Source organism: Oricola sp. (assembly GCF_965230365.1).
GTDB lineage: Bacteria > Pseudomonadota > Alphaproteobacteria > Rhizobiales > Rhizobiaceae > Oricola.
The window spans coordinates 2,387,837-2,401,602 of sequence record NZ_OZ246003.1 but is presented as its reverse complement, the minus strand read 5'-3'; the positions used below and the strand labels follow the sequence as shown (position 1 = coordinate 2,401,602).

16 protein-coding genes and 2 tRNA genes are annotated in these 13,766 nt (G+C 62.2%); 5 read left to right on the top strand and 13 right to left on the bottom strand.

What is annotated here, in order from left to right; translation table 11 throughout:
- Nucleotides 1-3 precede the first annotated feature (3 nt).
- The 3 genes from ACO06R_RS11555 to ACO06R_RS11545 are packed head-to-tail and all read right to left on the bottom strand — an operon-like array spanning nt 4 to nt 1,597.
- Nucleotides 4-846, bottom strand: coding sequence for a fumarylacetoacetate hydrolase family protein (locus ACO06R_RS11555; RefSeq protein WP_421849701.1), 843 nt, complete (start codon nt 844-846; stop codon nt 4-6).
- A 1-nt stretch (nt 847) separates the two neighbouring features.
- Complete coding sequence (locus tag ACO06R_RS11550; protein WP_421849698.1) at nt 848-1,006, bottom strand: hypothetical protein; 159 nt, start codon at nt 1,004-1,006, stop codon at nt 848-850.
- 6 nt (nt 1,007-1,012) lie between these two features.
- On the bottom strand, nt 1,013-1,597 hold the full coding sequence (locus tag ACO06R_RS11545; protein ID WP_421849694.1) for an enoyl-CoA hydratase-related protein: 585 nt from the start codon (nt 1,595-1,597) through the stop codon (nt 1,013-1,015).
- A 147-nt stretch (nt 1,598-1,744) separates the two neighbouring features.
- Here ACO06R_RS11545 and ACO06R_RS11540 point away from each other — a divergent pair, with 147 nt between their 5' ends.
- The 3 genes from ACO06R_RS11540 (at nt 1,745) to ACO06R_RS11530 (ending at nt 5,048) form a co-directional block, all read left to right on the top strand.
- On the top strand, nt 1,745-2,197 hold the full coding sequence (locus ACO06R_RS11540) for an OsmC family protein (protein ID WP_421849691.1): 453 nt from the start codon (nt 1,745-1,747) through the stop codon (nt 2,195-2,197).
- Nucleotides 2,194-3,165 (top strand): NAD-dependent epimerase/dehydratase family protein, encoded by a 972-nt coding sequence (locus ACO06R_RS11535; protein WP_421849688.1) that lies wholly within the window; start codon nt 2,194-2,196, stop codon nt 3,163-3,165. Before ACO06R_RS11540 ends, ACO06R_RS11535 begins: the two co-directional genes overlap by 4 nt.
- Before the next feature lie 80 nt (nt 3,166-3,245).
- The gene (locus ACO06R_RS11530) at nt 3,246-5,048 is read left to right on the top strand and encodes a SulP family inorganic anion transporter (protein WP_421849685.1); all 1,803 of its coding nucleotides are present in this window, start codon (nt 3,246-3,248) and stop codon (nt 5,046-5,048) included.
- A 13-nt stretch (nt 5,049-5,061) separates the two neighbouring features.
- Here ACO06R_RS11530 and ACO06R_RS11525 read toward each other — a convergent pair whose 3' ends face one another.
- The 3 genes from ACO06R_RS11525 to ACO06R_RS11515 all read right to left on the bottom strand — a co-directional run bounded on the left by ACO06R_RS11525 (nt 5,062) and on the right by ACO06R_RS11515 (nt 6,398).
- Nucleotides 5,062-5,808, bottom strand: a complete 747-nt coding sequence (locus ACO06R_RS11525) for an IclR family transcriptional regulator (protein WP_421849682.1) — start codon at nt 5,806-5,808, stop codon at nt 5,062-5,064.
- Between the two features lie 408 nt (nt 5,809-6,216).
- Nucleotides 6,217-6,290, bottom strand: a tRNA-Gly gene (locus tag ACO06R_RS11520).
- Between the two features lie 23 nt (nt 6,291-6,313).
- A tRNA-Tyr gene (locus ACO06R_RS11515) sits at nt 6,314-6,398 on the bottom strand.
- Nucleotides 6,399-6,573: 175 nt separating this feature from the next.
- On the opposite strand from ACO06R_RS11515, the gene ACO06R_RS11510 reads away from it, so the two are divergent.
- Nucleotides 6,574-7,386 (top strand): TrmH family RNA methyltransferase, encoded by an 813-nt coding sequence (locus tag ACO06R_RS11510; RefSeq protein WP_421849679.1) that lies wholly within the window; start codon nt 6,574-6,576, stop codon nt 7,384-7,386.
- A gap of 153 nt (nt 7,387-7,539) precedes the next feature.
- Here ACO06R_RS11510 and ACO06R_RS11505 read toward each other — a convergent pair whose 3' ends face one another.
- From ACO06R_RS11505 to ACO06R_RS11480, 6 genes are all read right to left on the bottom strand, one after another.
- A complete protein-coding gene (locus tag ACO06R_RS11505) occupies nt 7,540-7,908 on the bottom strand; it encodes a hypothetical protein (protein WP_421849677.1) in 369 nt (122 codons plus the stop codon).
- Between the two features lie 17 nt (nt 7,909-7,925).
- Nucleotides 7,926-8,192, bottom strand: coding sequence for a hypothetical protein (locus ACO06R_RS11500; RefSeq protein ID WP_421849674.1), 267 nt, complete (start codon nt 8,190-8,192; stop codon nt 7,926-7,928).
- Nucleotides 8,193-8,299: 107 nt separating this feature from the next.
- Nucleotides 8,300-9,487 carry a hypothetical protein gene (locus tag ACO06R_RS11495; protein WP_421849671.1) on the bottom strand — a complete coding sequence of 396 codons (1,188 nt, stop codon included), beginning with the start codon at nt 9,485-9,487 and terminating at the stop codon, nt 8,300-8,302.
- A gap of 12 nt (nt 9,488-9,499) precedes the next feature.
- Nucleotides 9,500-9,733, bottom strand: coding sequence for a hypothetical protein (locus ACO06R_RS11490; RefSeq protein WP_421849668.1), 234 nt, complete (start codon nt 9,731-9,733; stop codon nt 9,500-9,502).
- Nucleotides 9,734-9,753: 20 nt separating this feature from the next.
- Complete coding sequence (locus ACO06R_RS11485; RefSeq protein ID WP_421849666.1) at nt 9,754-10,305, bottom strand: hypothetical protein; 552 nt, start codon at nt 10,303-10,305, stop codon at nt 9,754-9,756.
- 183 nt (nt 10,306-10,488) lie between these two features.
- The gene (locus ACO06R_RS11480) at nt 10,489-11,265 is read right to left on the bottom strand and encodes a hypothetical protein (RefSeq protein ID WP_421849663.1); all 777 of its coding nucleotides are present in this window, start codon (nt 11,263-11,265) and stop codon (nt 10,489-10,491) included.
- A 233-nt stretch (nt 11,266-11,498) separates the two neighbouring features.
- Here ACO06R_RS11480 and ACO06R_RS11475 point away from each other — a divergent pair, with 233 nt between their 5' ends.
- A complete protein-coding gene (locus ACO06R_RS11475) occupies nt 11,499-12,548 on the top strand; it encodes a hypothetical protein (protein ID WP_421849659.1) in 1,050 nt (349 codons plus the stop codon).
- Between the two features lie 190 nt (nt 12,549-12,738).
- Here the strand turns inward: ACO06R_RS11475 and cobT are convergent, their stop codons facing one another.
- Nucleotides 12,739-13,755: a nicotinate-nucleotide--dimethylbenzimidazole phosphoribosyltransferase gene (gene cobT / locus ACO06R_RS11470; RefSeq protein WP_421849655.1), complete on the bottom strand. Its 1,017-nt coding sequence runs from the start codon at nt 13,753-13,755 to the stop codon at nt 12,739-12,741.
- Between the last annotated feature and the right edge of the window lie 11 nt (nt 13,756-13,766).

Sequence of the window (13,766 nt, the reverse complement as noted above, 5' to 3'; positions counted from 1 at the left end):
CTCTTAGGCCTCTGCCGCGACGGTCTGGGTCTGGGTGCCCAAGCCTGCGATGCTGGTTTCCACCACATCGCCCGGCTTGAGGAAGGTCTTGGGGTCCATCCCGAACCCAACTCCGGCCGGCGTGCCCGTGGTGATGATGTCGCCCGGTTCCAGCGTCATGAACTCGCTCAGGTGCACGATCACACTGGCCAGATCGAAGATGAAATCCGCAGTCGAGCCCGACTGCATGACCTCTCCGTTCACTTTCAGCGAAAGGTCAAATGCGTCGGGGCTTTCTACGCTGCCTGCCGGCACCAAGTAAGGGCCGATTGGTGTAAATCCGTCATGGCTCTTGCCCTTGGCCCATTGGCCACCGCGCATCAACTGCCAGTTGCGTTCAGAGACATCGTTGAGAACCATGTAACCCGCAATGGCATCCATTGCAGTATCCATCATCGCGCGCTTGGTGCGCCTGCCGACCACGATGGCCAGTTCGATCTCCCAATCCAGCATGGTTGCACCGGGCGGAAAGGGAATGGGATCGTTTGCCCCTGACAGGCTGGACGGAGCCTTGAAGAACACAACGGGCTCCTTTGGGATATCCATCCCGGCTTCCTTTGCGTGATCGTGGTAGTTCAGGCCGATGCACAGGATTTTCGAAGGCTTGGTCACGCAGGGCGCAAATCCATCGTGTTCCGCAATGACGGGCAGCGTCGCGATATCCAGATTGGCCAGCAAAGCGAGGCCGCCGGATTGAAAGAAATCAGCGTCGATATCCGCCACAACCGATGAAAGGTCATGGTGGATGTCATCGACGACAACACTGGGCACAATTGCTTCGCCCTTTCGCAAACGGCAGAGTTTCATGTCAGTCTCCTGGAGTTTCAAGTTCGAGGGTTGCAGACTTCGCCGTCGCGCGAAGCTGGTGTTCGAGAATCTTTGCGGTCGAGGCATTCGGAAGCGCGTCAAGCGCGCTCCATGTGCGGTGCAGGTCGCCGCAGATCATCGCGCCGTTGAAAATCGACATCCGGGATTACTCTCCGGTCCACTCGGGCATCGGCTGTTTGGTAACAAAAGCACCGATGCCGCGTCCGGTATCGCGAGCCATCGTGTTGTCGGCCAACGTGCGCGCGGCAAAGTCGTAGGCTTCGGCCAATCTCATCTCGGCATGGCGGTAGAACGCGGCCTTGCCGGTCTTGACATTCGAGGTGGCGAAGAACGCGTCATCAACTGCCACCGCAAGGTCACATGTCGCCACCAGCTGGCAGCCCGCGGCTGTCGCAATGCCCGTCAATTCGGCAATCACCAGCTGCGGCAGGGCAACCATGGACATCATCATTCTCGAACATTGGGCGAAGAGTGCGTTGAAGTAGCCGTACCCACCGTCGATGTCTTCGCGATGCGCGCTCATTTCCTTGAAATTATGCCCGACGCGAAAGTGATCGCCCGCCTTGACCTCGTGGTTCTCTGCAATTTCGTCCCAGATCTCTTGCAGGGCGCTGAGAACCTCTTCGGCCAACGCGTTGAGCGACTTCGGACGGTTGAGCACCACGGTCGCAGTGCCCGATTCGACAGTCACAAGGACCGGAGTGTCTTCAACAGCAGCTGAATTTGACATCGATTTCCTCCTCCCGCACGGCCTCGCTCTTACCCGGCGGACGCCTTTAGGCTCATTTTATGATTTTTACCTATCACCTAATGATATTTTGTGCTACCCAAAACTGACACCAGAAAGCGCGGTAGATTCTGAGAACGGACCTGAATTATGTCGGAATACGTAGCGAAATTGACATGGAACCTGGGTCAGGCCGAGTTCGCCGCAGGAGAATACAGCACGAACCACAGGATGGAGTTTGGCGGGGGCCTGGCGGCGACCATGACCTCCGCGCCGGACTATGGCGGCGACCCGCGTTTCGTGAACCCCGAGGAAGCCATCGCTGCCGCGCTCAGCTCGTGCCACATGATGACGTTCCTCGCGCTGGCCGCGAAGGCCCGTTGGAAAGTCAAGCGATACACGGACCAATCTGTGGCCACGCTGGGCAAAACACCGGACGGCCGCGTGAAAGTCGGCGGAATCACCCTGCACCCCGAAGTGACCTTCGAAGGCGGACACGACAAAGATCGGGAGGAACTGCAAGTGATGCATGACCGAGCGCACCGGTACTGCTTCGTCGCCAATGCACTGGACTGCGAAATGAAAGTGGAGATCCGAACATGACTGCCCTTATCCAACCGTTTCTGGTCGATCCCATCATGTTCGACGGCCCGGTCCTGGTTACCGGCGCCGGTGGATGCCTTGGTGCGTGGACGGTGGCCATCTTGCAGGCATCCGGTGTACCGGTGGTTGCGGCGGATTTACGGGAGGACCGCTACCGCGCCGAGTTGGTCATGGGTCGCGAGGCGGCAGCGGCGCTGACTTGGGAAACCAGCAATGTGACGGACTTCAGGGCGCTGACGCAACTGGTTGAAAAACATGATATTCGCGCCATTGTCCACTATGCGGGTCTGCAGGTTCCATTCTGCGCAGCTGACCCGGCGCTAGGTGCGCGTGTCAACGTCGAAGGCACAATAAACATCCTCCAAGTGGCCCGGGACAAAGGGATCAGGCGAACTGCGTATGCCAGCTCTGTAGCCGCTCATGGCATGCCGCCCGGGGGCCAATACAAGGCAACGCTCTATGGCGCGTACAAAGTGGCCAATGAGCAGACGGCGTATGTGTACTGGCAGGACTGGCATGTGCCCAGCGTCTGTATCCGCCCCAACGTCGTCTACGGCGTTGCGCGCGATCAGGGGATCAGCGCGAAGTTCACGTTAGCGCTTCAGGCCGTCATAGAGGGCAAAGCCTACGACATTCCCTACAGTGGGCGGCTGAGCTGGCTGCATGCCGGCGAAGCGGCAGCGGCTTTCATTGCCGCGGTGTCGCAGGAAGGCGACGGCGCCTATGTCTTTGATCTCAACGGAGGGTGTGAGACCGTCGAACACGGCGTTGAGATCCTGCGCGAATGCGCCCCGGACGCACAGATCACTGTCTCGGGCGCGCCCTTCCCCTTCCCGCCGGACATGGATGACGGCCCCATTCGCGCGCATCTGGACTTCCCGTCCATTCCTGTCGACTTGGGCATACGCTCCACTTTCGATGCGTTTGTCGATCTGCACAAGTCGGGCCGGTTGCGCCCGCTGACCTGATCTTCCGTCACGACGGTTTCGCCTTGGACCAATTGTCCCGGGGCACTCGGCCCGGGGACGTCTTTTAGATTGATCGCCTCTTGAGCTCGCATCGCGACACCCCGCCGCGGACATCCGTCTCGCAATTCATTCACCGACAGGCACATTTCTTTTCTCCTGTTCGGCCCTGGTTTCGAGCCGTCAATCGCCGGACACTGCAAGCCGATCTGACGGCAGGGCTTACAAACGCCGCGATTGTTCTGCCGCAAGGCGTCGCCTTTGCAATCATCGCCGGACTGCCGCCGGAATTCGGGCTTTACACGGCAATGTTCACGGCTGTGGTTGCCGGGTTCTGGGGAGCCTCGATGGTTATGGTGTCGGGGCCGACAACGGCCATATCGGCGGTACTGTTTTCGACGTTGGCGCCCTTTGCCGAGGCCGGGTCCGAGCAATTCGTCTTGCTGGCGTTGACGCTCACAATCATGATCGGGTTCTTGCAGATCGTCGCGGGCGTCGCGCGACTGGGTGGCCTGATCGCATTCATCTCGCACTCTGTCATCGTGGGTTTCACCGCCGCTGCGGCACTGCTGATTGCGGCCTCGCAGCTTGCGCCCAGCCTTGGCGTCGAGACCGGGCGTGGTGGCGGCGTTGTGGAGCGCATCTTGCGGGTGATCGAGCATATCGACCAGATCAACCCGATTGCCTGCACGATCGCGGGCCTGACGCTTGCCAGCATAGTCCTTTGCCAGGCGGTCTCGCGGCGGATCCCGGCCTTTCTGATTGCCCTGCTCGTCGGCGGCGTTTCTGGCCAGTTGTTGGGCGCAGAGGCGAACGGCATAAGGATGTTTGATGAACTGCCCTCGGTGATCCCCTCGTTTTCCTTGCCGGCTGCGAGTCTTGCGCAGGCCATCGACCTGATCCCCGGAGCCTTTGCCATCGCCGTTGTGGGCCTGCTCGAGGCGATATCCATAGGGCGAACATTTGCCGCGCGGCGTTACGAGCCTTACGATTCAAATCAGGAAATCATTGGGCAGGGTCTGTCGAACTTCCTTGGCGGGTTTTTGAACTGTTATGCCGGATCGGGGTCGTTCACGCGCTCTGGCCTGAATGCCGAATCCGGCGCACAGACGCCGCTCTCGGCCATCTTAGCGGCAGCCTGGCTGATGCTGCTGCTTTTGCTGCTGGCCCCGATGGTCGTCTACATCCCGGTCCCGGCGATGGGCGGCATTATCCTCTACGTGGCCTGGAAGCTGATCAACTTCGCCGAAATCCGCCATATCCGTCACAGCAGGCGCGAAACCTCGATCCTGATTGCCACCTTCCTCAGCGGCGTCTTCATCGAACTTGAATACGCCATTGTTGTTGGCGTGATCCTTTCACTGGTGTTCTTCCTCCACGCCAGCGCCAACCCTTTCGTTGCCGTGGGCGCCCCGATGGAAGCGAACGGGCAACGAAAGCTCCGCAACGCGGACAGGCACAACCTGCCACAATGCCCCGAAGTGTCCTTCCGGCGCATCCAGGGGCAGATTTTCTTCGGTTCCGTTGAGGAGCTCGAACGCAGATTCTCGGCCATCAACACATCGAACCCGGGGCAGAACATCGTCGTCTTGGTGCTGAAGGGGATCGAGACAATCGATTTGACCGGTGCGAATTTCCTGAACCGGCAAATCCGGCGCGCGCGTGCGCTGGGTGGAGATTTCTTCATCGTTGCCGCATATCCGGGCTTGATCAACGCATTGCGGTCCTACGGAACGTTGGAGATCCTGGGCGACGACCATCTGCTGGCATCCAAGCGCGAGGCCATCGCCGAGGCCGTCAGTATCGTTCCCCGGTCGGCCTGCGAAAGATGTACCGCGCGGGTGTTTCTGGAATGTGCGGAGCGACCGGGTGGACAGACCGGCTAGGGCGCAACCCGGTTTACGGATCCTTTGCCGTCAACCTCTCCTCTACGTCCTGCGCAAGCCCTATCAACGCCGGCCCGACCTGCCTGCGGAACGTTTCGGTGAACACACGCAACGACCCTGTCACGCCAACACTCATGCTGACACCGGCTTCCGGCAAACGTACGGGCGCGGCGACAGAACAGATCCCAAGTTCAAGTTCCTCGACGCATTCGCCATAGCCCTTCTCCTGTATCTTTCGGAACTCGTCGAGCAGCGCCTCGGCATCGGTATGAGTGTGTTCCGTGAATTGTTTCAGATGCCCTTCGGCGGCCTCGCGCCGCAGCGCTTCATTGCCGTAGGCGGCAATGACCTTCGAGCAGGAACAGGCGTGCATGGGTCGCAATCCCAAGCCGGGATGAAGAAAAGAGACCGCACCGCTTCTGGGGACTTCAACCTGCGAGATTTCCACGCCGTGCCCGCGCTGACGCGCCAGAAAGCACGCCGCACCGTATTTGTCGGCAAACTCTGCAAGCAGCGGCTGAACCAGCACGTTGATCTCGGCATCGCTGCGGTCCAGTTGAGAGATGCGGTGAAGCCGTCGACCTATGCGAAAGGCACCTTTTTCCGGCGACTCGAGCAATCCGGATTTCTGCAAGTCCTGCAGCAGCCTGTACACTGATGGCTTGGGGTAGCCTGTTGCTGCGCAAATATCGCTTGCCGTCGCTGTTCCGCCCGACATCGACACGGTTTCAAGAATGGAGATCAAGCGGTCGAGATGCATTGTTCTCATTGTGCAAGAAACTCTCGTCATTTTCCAGAGCAAACAAACCCGATACGCAGGACCGGCTGCCACCCGCACCGACCCGCGAGAACCTCGACGGATTTGCTTTGAACCAGTCTGCAACCCGGTCCGGAACAGACCGCAACGTGTTCCGGGCCGTCTGTGAACCGGGACATTCAAGGAAGATGTCAGACGGGCTGATATATGCGTTTCGGCGGGCCGGGACAGCCTCCGGCGCCGCAAAGCAGGTCGGTGGCCGGCATTTTGCGCTTGCCGCGGCTCATGCGCTGTCCCCGGAATGGGGGCGCAATTCGCCAATTGCTGCACAGTATCCCGCTTTCGCAGGAGCCGATAAGCCCCGGAAACCGGCTAAAGCCTTGAATTTCCTGATTTGATGGAAGCGGCCGCTGGAGCGGGTAGCGGGAATCGAACCCGCATATTCAGCTTGGAAGGCTGCTGCTCTACCATTGAGCTATACCCGCCTGCGGGCTCGGGACCGGACCAGTGGTGGAGGAGGTTGGATTCGAACCAACGTAGGCATAGCCAACGGATTTACAGTCCGTCCGTTTTAACCACTCACGCACTCCTCCATGACTGGCGGCCGGAGCACAGCGTTCCCGAGGGATCGCGAAGCGCCTTATGACGGCAGCGTTTTTTCCTGTCAACACGACGGGCGCGGTTTTTCACGCGATACCGGGAACTTGGCTTGCCGCGACACCAAACATGTGTTGTTCGTGAGCCGAAACCGCAACAGCGAAGCCGCCAATGACCGACAGAAACGACAGTGACAGCCACAAGGGAACCCCCAAGGACAGCCATTATGCGCGGCTTAGGCGCGCCCACCGCGAGGCCCAGCCAAAACCGGCCGAAAACGGCACGCTTCACCTCTACGGGCTGCACACGGTGCGCGCCGCGCTCGACAACCCGCGCCGCAAGCTCATCCGGCTGATGGCAACGCGCAACGCGCTGGCGCGGCTCACCGAAGGGCGCAGCGGCGATATCCCCTGCCCGGTCGAGGCCGTCGAACCGAAGGCGATCGACCGGCTGACCGGCACCGATGCGGTGCACCAGGGCGTGCTGCTCGAGACGCGGCCGCTGTTGCCGAAGCCGCTCAATGCGCTCGGCGACACCGATCTCGTTCTGGTTCTTGATCAGGTCACCGATCCGCACAATGTCGGCGCGATCATGCGCTCGGCCGTCGCCTTCAAGGCGGGCGCGCTGGTCACCACGTCGCGCCACAGCCCGGTCGAGACGGGCGTGCTCGCCAAGGCGGCGTCGGGCGCGCTGGAACATATCGACCACCTCGAAGTGCGCAATCTGGCCGAAGCGATTGCAACGCTCTCGGCCGCCGGCTTCCAGACGGTCGGCCTCGACTCCGACGGCCCGGACGTGCTGGAGAACACCGCGAAAGGCCCGAAAATCGCGCTCGTCCTCGGTGCCGAGGGCAAGGGTCTGCGCCAGAAGACCCGCGCGACCGTCGACGATCTGGCGCGCATCGACATGCCGGGCGCGATCCGCTCGCTCAACGTGTCGAATGCGGCCGCGTTGTCGCTCTATATCTGCCGCGCGCGGCTATAGGGCGTGACCGATACTACAGGTCTTTTGCTCATTTGTGACCCCGAGACCATCCGGATCGTGCGAACCTTCATCGGCGATCCCAGCGCCATACCCACGATTGTAAGCATCCATCGCAAGAATCGCTAAGAACAAGTCGCCAGAGATGGTCATTGTCTATCTCCTGATAAATTCGCCTTGCCGCAGTTTTGCTGCAAATGAGAAGTCCTTCGGATCAACAATCGGAAACAACGGAGTTTCCGGATGTTCACCAAGCCACCCCAGCACCGTCTCCACCTCGCCCCTGGTCACCGGCGCGTCGGTGATCTCCAGCGTGATCGATTTCAGCCGGTAGCCGGGGCCGAATGTGGCGGCGAGATTGTCCGGGTCGACACGGCGGACCGTCTGCGGGCTGCCGATATGTCCGAATGTCACCAGGCGAGGATAGTTTTCGCGCGGCAGCACCCGCGTCTCGCGAAGTGCCTGGAGGCGGGTGGATGTTTGCCTTGGGCTTTCGTCGCCTTCCTTGAAGGCTTTAAGCGCCAACCCGTAGCTTGCCCAACTCACGAGCGCGAAAAGGTAGCGTCCGGGCGCAACCTCAACGACAACGGCTTCGCCGCGCACATCGGAACCCACCGATTGGCGCTGGCAAATCGCTGCCAATCCTCCAGCCACCGCATTCTTATCTGGACGACACCCGTGCCGGTTACGATCCCGTCCGGCGTCTCGACTTCCACGGTCAGCTTCTGGTGCCATTCAACACGCTCGCCGCACCCCGCCAGCATCGCGCCCGCCAACGCCAGCGCGGCCAGTGTCAGACCGGCGCGCACTGGCCATGCCCTTCATGTTCGGCCTGCCGGGCGGCGCCACGCATGTAGGCGTCAAGCGCCAGAAGCGAGATGAACACATCGTCATTCGTCGGCGTGCTGGTCATAGCTCAATCCCTGAAATAAAAGTCTGTTACTCGCTGCGCCAAGGTCGCGTCCTTTCGCGCCATTCCGCGAGGAGCGTGCGGATCCAGCTTCCGGATATCCGTTCCGTCGAACGGGATTTCGTTCAGCCAGGGCAGGCGCTGGTCGATCGCTTTGGTCAGCGGCGTGTTGTCCGGCACGCGCTCGAAGACCATCTCCCTGAAATGGCCGTCGACATTGAACGCGCCCTTCAACGATTTCGGCGTCACCTCGAAGATCGAGGCCGGCACGCTCTCGCGGTGGAAGGCGACGATCAGCGGCGCCGTGCGCGCCACGACTTCCGGCTTGATGACGCAGCTTTGTCCAACCGGGATCTCCTCGAAAGCCTTCGTCCAGCCGGAGCCCGAGCTGCCGCTTTCGATTCCGAAACAGTTCTGCATCGTTCCGGACAGCCGGTACCCCGAGCCGCTGCGGTCGTTGCGCAGGAAATAGACCGCACTGCGTCCTTCCCCGATATCGACGATGATCGCCTCTCCGCGGTCTGTCACCCGCAAGCCGAAACCGGTCAGGCTGTTCGGCGTTTCGGTGATGGTCATCTCGCGTACCGCCGAGCCTTCGCGCATGTCGCCGTCGATCACCATCTTCGCCGTAGCCCGGTAGCGGATCGTCGCGGATTCGTTGCCACACCCCGCCAGCATCGCACCCGCCAACGCCAGCGCGGCCAATGTCACACCGAAGCGCATTGCCATGCCCTTCATGCCACGATTGCAGGCACCCATCGCAAGAATCGCGAGGAACAAGTCGTCAGAGATGCATTGTCTATCTCCTGATAAAATCGCCTTGCCGCAGTTTTGCTGCAAATGAGAAGTCCTTCGGATCAACAATCGGAAACCGGAATGTTCACCAAGCCACCCCAGCACCGTCTCCACCTCGCCCCTGGTCACCGGCGCGTCGGTGATCTCCAACGTGATCGATTTCAGCCGGTAGCCGGGGCCGAATGTGGCGGCGGATTGCCGGATCACACGGCGGACGGTTGCATCGTCGATATCGCCGAAGGTGACAGGCGCGGATAGGCCGCCGGCTCGACCGGGCGCGACGCACCCTCGCTGCTTCGAGACGTCACGTATCGGGGCAACCCGTCGGTATCGGACGGCCAAAAACACCCGCAGCGCCAGCCTTTCGGCGCTGAGCAGCGCAATATTGGTCGTCGCCAAGATTGACCACCATCACCCGTCCCGAATGGACATGCGGCGCATCAGCAAGCAGATCCAGTTCGTCGCGCCAATGGATTCCGTCACGGCGCTGCCAACGGCCACGCCATTTGGGGTTTCGACTTCCACCGTCAGCTTCTGGTGCCACTCCCACCCCGGGTAACCGAGCATTCTGCCAGTGTCAGACCAAAGCGCATCCATGCCCTTCATGTTCGGCCTGCCGGGCGCGCCACGATTGTAAGCATCCATCGCAAGAATTCGCTAGAGGGTCATTGTCTATCTCCTGATAAATTCGCCTTGCCGCAGTTTTGCTGCAAATGAGAAGTCCTTCGGACAACGGGCTCCGGATGTTCACCAAGCCACCCCAGCACAGTCTCCAACTCGCCCCTGGTCACCGGCGCGTCGGTGATCTCCAGCGTGATCGATTTCAGCCGGTAGCCGGGGCCGAATGTGGCGGCGAGATTGTCCGGGTCGACCCGGCGGACCGTCTGCGGGCTGCCGATATGTCCGAATGTCACCATCCGAGGATAGTTTTCGCGCGGCAGCACCCGCGTCTCGCGAAGTGCCTGGAGGCGCGTGGATGTTTGCCTTGGGCTTTCGTCGCCTTCCTTGAAGGCTTTCAGCGCCAACCCGTAGCTTGCCCAACTCACGAGCGCGAAAAGGTAGCGTCCGGGCGCAACTTCAACGACAACGGCTTCGCCGCGCACATCGGAACCCACCGAATTGGCGCTGGCAAATCGCTGCCAATCCTCCAGCCACCGCATTCTTATCTGGACGACACCCGTGCCGGTGACGATCCCGTCCGGCGTCTCCACTTCCAAGGTAAGTTTCGCCGCCAGGAGACACGCTCGCCGCACCCCGCCAGCATCGCGCCCGCCATGCCCACGGCGGCCAATGTCAGACCGAAGCGCACTTGCCCTTCATGTTCGGCCTGCCGGGCGGCACCACGCATGCGTCAAGCGCCAGAAGCGAGATGAACATCGTCATTAGTCGGCGTCAATGGCTCAATCCCTGAAGAAATAATCGGAAACCTGCTGGGGTAGTGTCGCGTCCTTCGCCAGGAGTTTCGTTGCATCGAATGGAGCGAGAACTCTCATGTTACTGCCCTCGAACGGGATCTCGTTCAGCCAGGGCAGGCGCTGGTCGATCGCTTTGGTCAGCGGCGTGTTGCCGGGCACGCGCTCAAAGACCATCTCCCTGAAATGGCCGTCGACATTGAAGGCGCCCTTCAACGATTTCGGCGTCACCTCGAAGATCGAGGCCGGCACGCTCTCGCGGTGGAAGGCGACAACGAGGGGGCGGGAGTATTTGTGAATGGTTTCCGCATCGATGCTGCATGTCTTACCGAAGGGAATGTCCCGCAACGCGCCGATCCAGTCGTAGTCCGGCAAACCGGAATCGATGCCGAAACACTGCATCATTGCAAAGTGCATAACCTTGCTACCGCTGCGATCATGCAGCAGCACATAGACGGCGTGATCTTCCAGCCCGGTGTCGATGACGATGCCCTCGCCATCGTCGTCGACCGCCATGCCGAATCCGGTCAGGCTGTGCGGTGCGTCGGTGAATTTCACCCGGTGCACCGCCGAGCCTTCGCGTACGTCGCCGTCGATCACCATCTTCGCCGTAGCCCGGTAGCGGATCGTCGCGGATTCGTTGCCACACCCCGCCAGCATCGCGCCCGCCAGCGCCAGCGCCATCAGCGTTGCGGCGAGGTTGCGCCGGCGGGCAGTCGATCCGGCGCGGGCCTTGCACTGCGTTGACACTGCGTCAGGTGGCATGGATGGCTCTTTTTACTTGCTTTAATACGGACATATACAACCGGCACTTGTTTATTGCGCGTTAAAACGACCGCTCACACAGTATCTATCGGCCGAATTCCTCTCCGAAACATCCGGCGCGGTGGACAGATCGCGCGGTCCCGGCCCATGCGCTTGCCAGAACTCCGGCCCGGCCGGGCGAAACGGCTGGAAAACCTGTCCACCGCACCTCACCCTCGGCCATGCTGGACCGCATGAATTACGGCTCGGATGAATGGTTTGACCTGGAGATCGCGCAATACCGCGCCACGCTGTCGCGCATTGTGCGCACCCTGTGCATCAAGACCGGTCTGGATGTCGGCGGTGCCGACATGCTGCCGGAATGCATCTGGCGGGCGGTCCTGCGGGTGCTCTATCCCGCCGAAAGCGCCACCCGTCGTCTGCTGGCGGTCGCCGCGCGCAACATCGCGGTCAAGCTGCACGTCCGGCAGGCCAGGCGCCGGCCGTTTGCCGGGATCGCGCCGGCAAAGGCCGATGCGCCCGCCGCTGCCGACGCAGATCTCGACCTGACCACGGTGCCGGAGGACGCCGCGCTCGACGTGCCGGCGTCGGTCGTGGCCTGCCTGATCGTGAAGGACAACAGCCCAAGGCCGATGACCAACATCGTCTACCAGGGCAGGCAGGTGCCCGTCGGCCGGACGCCCTGGCTGCCGAAGCCGCCGAAGCCGGCAAGACAAACAGCGCCGTCGCTCAATCCGGCCTTCGCGCTGTTCGATCCGCCGATCGACTATGCGGCGATCTTCGCGCCGCCGCGGCCGCGGCACAAGGCCGTGCCGCGCATCACCTTTTTCGGCAGCGACGCGCCGCTGCCCGTCGATCCGCCCAAACCGTCGCCGCCGGTCGACGGGCTCGGCCGCACCCTGATCAACGCCGCCCATGTCTGCCGGCGCATCCGCGCGCTGAAAGCTGCGCTCGACGATCTGCCCGGCCATGCCGTCCGCTTTGCGCGCAGGAAGGCGCGATTGATGGCGGAATCCAATCCGGCCAGCGGCGCGAAAGACGGTGCGGACAACGAACAGGCGTACCCGCCCGAACCATTCACGAAAATCCAGATCCCGCTGCGTATCGGTCATCCGCCGGGCCGCCGGCGACGATCCGAAATCCCCATCGACGATATCCTGAAGGAATGCGACGCGCTCGCGCGTTATGCGCGGGCGCGTCGGGCCCCCGGCAACGGTGAGGAGCTTTCCGCTGCGCGGACGAAAAGCCAACGATTTGGCTTTTCGCGCGACGAACGCCCGTAGCCATAGCGAAGGGCCGAACGAGGCGCTTAAGGCCGGGGCAGAAAACCGCTCGCGCGCTATGCGCGGGCGCGGCAACGCTGACGCGTGCCTGGATGGCGCCGGCTGGCGTCTTCTCCCTTGGGGGAGACGTGCGGAGCCAAGCGAGGCGATGAGGGGGTGAGGCGAAAGCGCGCCGAAGGCCGCCCCCGCCTTAGGCGCTCTCCCCGCTGACACCGGCCTGTTCGAAGGTCGCCATCCCCGAATGGCACAGCGCTGCGGACTTGACGATGCCGGCGGCAAGCGCCGCGCCGGTCCCCTCGCCCAGCCGCATGTCGAGCGAAAGCACCGGCCTGAGGCCGATCTTCTCCAGCACCGCGGCATGCGCCGGTTCGGCGGAAACATGGCCGGCAAGGCAGTGATCGAGCGCGCGCGGATCGGCGGCGTGCAGGATGGCGGCGCCGGCGGTGGCGACAAAACCGTCGATGATGACCGGGATCCGTTCGGTTCGCGCCGCCAGGATCGCCCCTGCGATCGCGGCGATCTCGCGCCCGCCAAGACGGCGCAGCACCTCCAGCGGGTCGTCGAGATGCGCCTTGTGCAGCGCCACCGCACGGCGCACGACATCGATCTTGCGGTCCAGCAATTCGCCGGTCGAGCCGGTGCCCGGTCCGACCCAGTCCTCGGCATTGCCGCCATAAAGGCCGTGATAGATCGCAGCCGCGACGGTGGTGTTGCCGATCCCCATTTCGCCGAGGCACAGCAGATCCGTGCCGCCGGCAATCGCCTCCATGCCGAAGGCCATGGTCGCCGCGCAGGTCTTTTCGTCCATCGCCGCTTCCCTTGCGATATCCGCCGTCGGGTAGTCGAGCGCCAGGTCGAAGACCTTCAGCCCGATGTCGTGGGCAATACAGATCTGGTTGATCGCCGCGCCGCCGGCGGCGAAGTTTTCGACCATCTGCGCGGTGACGCTTGGCGGAAACGGTGTGATGGCGTTTTCGACCACGCCGTGATTGCCGGCAAACACCGCGACGAGCGGCCGCGTGACCGCCGGCGGACGGCCGGTCCAGCGGGCCAGCCAGATCGCGATCTCCTCGAGCCGTCCGAGCGCGCCGGCGGGCTTGGTCAGCTGCGCGTCGCGCGCCCGCACCGCATCGGCGGCTGCCTCGTCGCCCTCCGGCATGCTGGCGATCAGGTTGCGGATGTCGTCGAAGGGAAGGCCGCTGGTCATGGGTTGCCTCG

Excerpts from the sequence above, each read along its gene's own strand:
- ACO06R_RS11545 (WP_421849694.1), bottom strand. The coding sequence starts at position 1,597 with ATGTCAAATTCAGCTGCTGTTGAAGACACTCCGGTCCTTGTGACTGTC.
- ACO06R_RS11555 (WP_421849701.1), bottom strand. The coding sequence starts at position 846 with ATGAAACTCTGCCGTTTGCGAAAGGGCGAAGCAATTGTGCCCAGTGTT.
- cobT (WP_421849655.1), bottom strand. The coding sequence starts at position 13,755 with ATGACCAGCGGCCTTCCCTTCGACGACATCCGCAACCTGATCGCCAGC.
- ACO06R_RS11535 (WP_421849688.1), top strand. The coding sequence starts at position 2,194 with ATGACTGCCCTTATCCAACCGTTTCTGGTCGATCCCATCATGTTCGAC.
- ACO06R_RS11490 (WP_421849668.1), bottom strand. The coding sequence starts at position 9,733 with ATGGATGCTTACAATCGTGGCGCGCCCGGCAGGCCGAACATGAAGGGC.
- ACO06R_RS11510 (WP_421849679.1), top strand. The coding sequence starts at position 6,574 with ATGACCGACAGAAACGACAGTGACAGCCACAAGGGAACCCCCAAGGAC.
- ACO06R_RS11540 (WP_421849691.1), top strand. The coding sequence starts at position 1,745 with ATGTCGGAATACGTAGCGAAATTGACATGGAACCTGGGTCAGGCCGAG.
- ACO06R_RS11550 (WP_421849698.1), bottom strand. The coding sequence starts at position 1,006 with ATGTCGATTTTCAACGGCGCGATGATCTGCGGCGACCTGCACCGCACA.
- ACO06R_RS11525 (WP_421849682.1), bottom strand. The coding sequence starts at position 5,808 with ATGCATCTCGACCGCTTGATCTCCATTCTTGAAACCGTGTCGATGTCG.
- ACO06R_RS11475 (WP_421849659.1), top strand. The coding sequence starts at position 11,499 with ATGAATTACGGCTCGGATGAATGGTTTGACCTGGAGATCGCGCAATAC.
- ACO06R_RS11480 (WP_421849663.1), bottom strand. The coding sequence starts at position 11,265 with ATGCCACCTGACGCAGTGTCAACGCAGTGCAAGGCCCGCGCCGGATCG.